The sequence below is a fragment of the Chamaesiphon sp. VAR_69_metabat_338 genome, assembly GCF_031423935.1.
Classification (GTDB): Bacteria; Cyanobacteriota; Cyanobacteriia; order Cyanobacteriales; family Chamaesiphonaceae; genus Chamaesiphon.
The window spans coordinates 1-3571 of sequence record NZ_JANPGM010000719.1 but is presented as its reverse complement, the minus strand read 5'-3'; the positions used below and the strand labels follow the sequence as shown (position 1 = coordinate 3571).

Here is a 3571-nt window from a genome sequence, read left to right as displayed (position 1 = left end):
CCTCCTCCAGATGCTGTCGATGCAAATTCTCTACCTCAAATTTATGAAGCGCTCTTTACCGTGTTACGGCACACAGTTCCGCCGCCTGTAGAACCACCAAACGAGCAATCGAGCGATACATTCCAAAGTAATGAGATCGGCCAGCAATTCACCATGTTAGTGGGTTTGAGCTATGCCGACAATAACGTTGTCAATGACGCTCGGGCGATCGATAATATCTATCAAGATTTGATTCGCCAACGTGTTAGCACCCCAATTCGGACAGCCGATCTACCCAACCCATTTACAAGTTCGCTGCTGACTAATCCTGCCAAAGTTAATACTAGCAACTAAGTGTTTGTAGCTCAGACCCCCGACTTCTGCCAGAAGTCGGGGGTCTTGTCGATCTTGGCTGTCTTCAAAACTTGCGTTATCAACTATTAATTATCAACTATCTTTTCAGCCTAGCTCTGACGAGTTTGATGTCTTCATAACTGTACTCATCACCTAGATGTGCCTTAATTGGCGTGAGTTTCTCGGCTCCGACAGTTGCAATTGCTCGCTCGATCGCCTCTGCTCGATCGGGTGGTACGATCCGATCGAGATCCAGCTCATAACTGCATTCCATCAATTTGATCAGGTGATCGATAATTGTATTTTCCTGCACCGTGCGTTTTTTGGCGATCGCCGCTAGGCTCAAACCCTGTCGATACAAATCCAGGGTTTGCAAGTGGGTATGGGAAACATCACTTTTAGTCGGTGCGCTCACCGGCAATGGTGGTGTCGGTTCGGATTCTGTCAGCACGGGCAAGCCAGATTCGGCTCTAAAGGCTCTGATTTCTGCTGTGAACATTTCTCCATACTGAGCGAGTTTCCGCGCCCCTACACCGGAAATTTTGGCAAATTGGGCGAGAGTTTGAGGATGTTGTTGCGCCATCAACTTTAAGCTCGAATCGGCAAAGATCACGTACGGGGCAACTTTATTGGCATCGGCATATTGTTTGCGAAGTTTGTGCAGGCGGTTGTACAGAGCTTGAATCTCGACGGTATTGGTACTAACTTCGGTAGTTTCGATCGTGGATTTGAGGGCAGAGATGGCGATTTCGACTTTGCGCTGGCTTTTGAGAATTTCCCGACTCGCAGCGTTAAGCGTCAAGACAGAGTAACCATCGCTAGTTTCATCGATCAAACCTTGATGTAGTAACGATCGACCCAACATCCGCCATTCATCCACCGTCCGATCTTTGCCAATGCCATAAGTAGACAGGGTATCGTGTCCGTTCTTGAGCACCTTATCGTTTTTGGAACCACGCAGCACGTCGATCGTATGCGCCAAGCCGAAAGTTCGACCGTTATGGCGTTCGCTAAATCGATAGATGCAGGATAATAACTTCTGGGATTCGATCGTCCAATCCGAAACTGGGCGGGGATATTTACAGTTGTCGCAATTATCGCAGTTGCCAGGGAAGCTCTCGCCAAAGTAGCCTAACTGAATGATCCGCCGACATTCCGTCGCTTCGGCATAATTAATTACCCGCCGCAATTGTTGTGTCGCGATTCGCTGTTCTTCTTCGAGTGCCATCCCCGTTTCGCGATCGATCTTTTGGGCAATCAAATACTCGATCGTCTTAATATCGCCCATGCCAAAGTACAGCGTACAATGAGCGGGTTCGCCATCCCGTCCGGCACGTCCCGATTCTTGATAATAGCCCTCAATATTGCGCGGCAGATCGTAGTGAATCACAAACCGCACATCAGGTTTATTAATCCCCATCCCAAAAGCAACGGTAGCGACAATAATCTGAACATCATCGCGAATAAAACTGTTCTGATTGTTAGTTCGCGTCTCGCTATCTAAACCAGCATGATAAGGTACGACCTTAATCCCATCTAATTGTAATTTAGCCGTCAATTCATCGACTTTTTTACGACTCAAACAGTAGATGATGCCCGAACCTTCAGACTGTTTGACTTGAGCGAGCAGCTCTTTATAAGGGGCAGTTGTTTTGCGCCGGACTTCGTAATATAAATTCGGACGATTGAAGCTGGCAATGTGAATATCTGGATCGCGGAGATCGAGCTGCTTAATGATATCCGATCGCACCCGATCGGTCGCCGTTGCCGTCAATCCCAACCACGGCACCTTGGGAAAATAATGCCGTAATTGCGATAGTTTGCGATAATCTGGCCGAAAATCGTGACCCCATTCCGATACACAATGCGCTTCATCGATCGCAAATCCCGAGATCCCTACTTCTTGATGCAGATCGACTAAAAAGTTACTAATAAATTCCTGATTCAAGCGTTCGGGAGCGAGATATAAAAGTTTGATCTCGCCATTATAAATAGCCGTCGCTCGATCGCGTCTTTCTTCTGTACTAATACTACTATTTAAAAAAGTCGCGGCAATGCCATTATTTGCTAGCAATTGCACTTGATCCTGCATCAAAGCAATCAACGGCGATACGACGATCGTTACGCCTTGTTTGAGCAATGCTGGCAACTGAAAACATAGGGATTTACCACCACCAGTCGGCATCACGACTAATAAGTCGCGATTAGCTAAAGCTGTATTAATAATCTCCCGCTGTCCCGATCGAAAATCATCATACCCAAAGTAATGCTTTAACGCCTGTTCTAGGGTTTCAAATTGGGTCGATCCAGCAAGCATAGTTTCGAGATTAGGGATGAGGTGTTAGGCTTTAGATTCTGGAAAATAAAGCCTAGTTGAAAATTATACAGTAGACCTTAATTGCTTTGCCACTAGCCAGTAATCTGTCGCCTAAAACCTAAAACCTAAAGTCTAAAGCCTAATGTGAATGGTACAAAAAATCATCCGCCTCAATCCCCGTTTGCTTGAGGATTTGGCGGAGCGTACCTTCGGGCATATCCCCATTGTGATTGGGGACGGTAGTGTATTTACCGCTATTGTCATTGAACCAGATTTCGTGGCTGCCACAGGCTTGACGATCGAGCGCAAATCCATAGACTCGCAACACTTTGGCAACTTCTCGATACCTAAATCCCGATAGCCTACCCATCGCAGCTACTTCGTCAGTACCAACGGACAGTCAAATTCATCGGCGATCGCGGGAAAGGACTTAACTAGCTGGTTGCGTTCGGCCATGGCTGCCAAAATCTGCTTGGCAACATCTTGGGCGATTTCTAGCGTCTCTGTTAGGCTGGGAGCTTGAGCGATCAGTCCGGGTAAAGCATCAGAAGTGGCTAGGTAGTAGCCTTCAGGTAACTTCTCGATGTGTACGTTAATTAATCTTTCCACTAAATTACAATCGCGCAATTTTAAAGTTTTGGTGAAATTTGTGTTGAAAAGCAATCAGAGTTACTCACTCTACACCGTGGTAGATACCGTGTTAACCGTTTCTGTCATAACTCTATTATGACATATCGACTTTGACAGTATCGATTCATAGCTGTTGTTATTAGTTTAATTTCAGTAACTTGGCGGACACATTTTCATACTGAGTATCAGATGCTCGATCGATCTCCGGAGGTACGGAGGTCGAGCTGGTGAGCATGGCTAGTTCTTGGAGCAGGAGATCTTGCTCTCGACCGATCTGCTGCAAGCGATCGA

3 protein-coding genes and 1 pseudogene are annotated in these 3571 nt (G+C 46.5%); 1 reads left to right on the top strand and 3 read right to left on the bottom strand.

Annotation, left to right across the window (positions count from 1 at the left end; translation table 11 throughout):
* Positions 1 to 333, top strand: a pseudogene (locus tag RMO84_RS20115) (hypothetical protein); the annotation flags it as partial.
* Between the two features lie 97 nt (positions 334 to 430).
* Here RMO84_RS20115 and recQ read toward each other — a convergent pair.
* The 3 genes from recQ to RMO84_RS20100 all read right to left on the bottom strand — a co-directional run bounded on the left by recQ (position 431) and on the right by RMO84_RS20100 (position 3259).
* Complete coding sequence (gene recQ, locus RMO84_RS20110) at positions 431 to 2650, bottom strand: DNA helicase RecQ (RefSeq protein WP_310490216.1); 2220 nt, start codon at positions 2648 to 2650, stop codon at positions 431 to 433.
* A gap of 139 nt (positions 2651 to 2789) precedes the next feature.
* Positions 2790 to 3020: a type II toxin-antitoxin system HicA family toxin gene (locus tag RMO84_RS20105; RefSeq protein WP_310490215.1), complete on the bottom strand. Its 231-nt coding sequence runs from the start codon at positions 3018 to 3020 to the stop codon at positions 2790 to 2792.
* Positions 3021 to 3025: 5 nt separating this feature from the next.
* Positions 3026 to 3259: a type II toxin-antitoxin system HicB family antitoxin gene (locus RMO84_RS20100; RefSeq protein ID WP_310490214.1), complete on the bottom strand. Its 234-nt coding sequence runs from the start codon at positions 3257 to 3259 to the stop codon at positions 3026 to 3028.
* Positions 3260 to 3571: the final 312 nt, after the last annotated feature.

Bases quoted from the DNA above. Each gene is read 5' to 3' on its own strand.
- recQ (WP_310490216.1), bottom strand. From the start codon at position 2,650: ATGCTTGCTGGATCGACCCAATTTGAAACCCTAGAACAGGCGTTAAAG.
- RMO84_RS20105 (WP_310490215.1), bottom strand. From the start codon at position 3,020: ATGGGTAGGCTATCGGGATTTAGGTATCGAGAAGTTGCCAAAGTGTTG.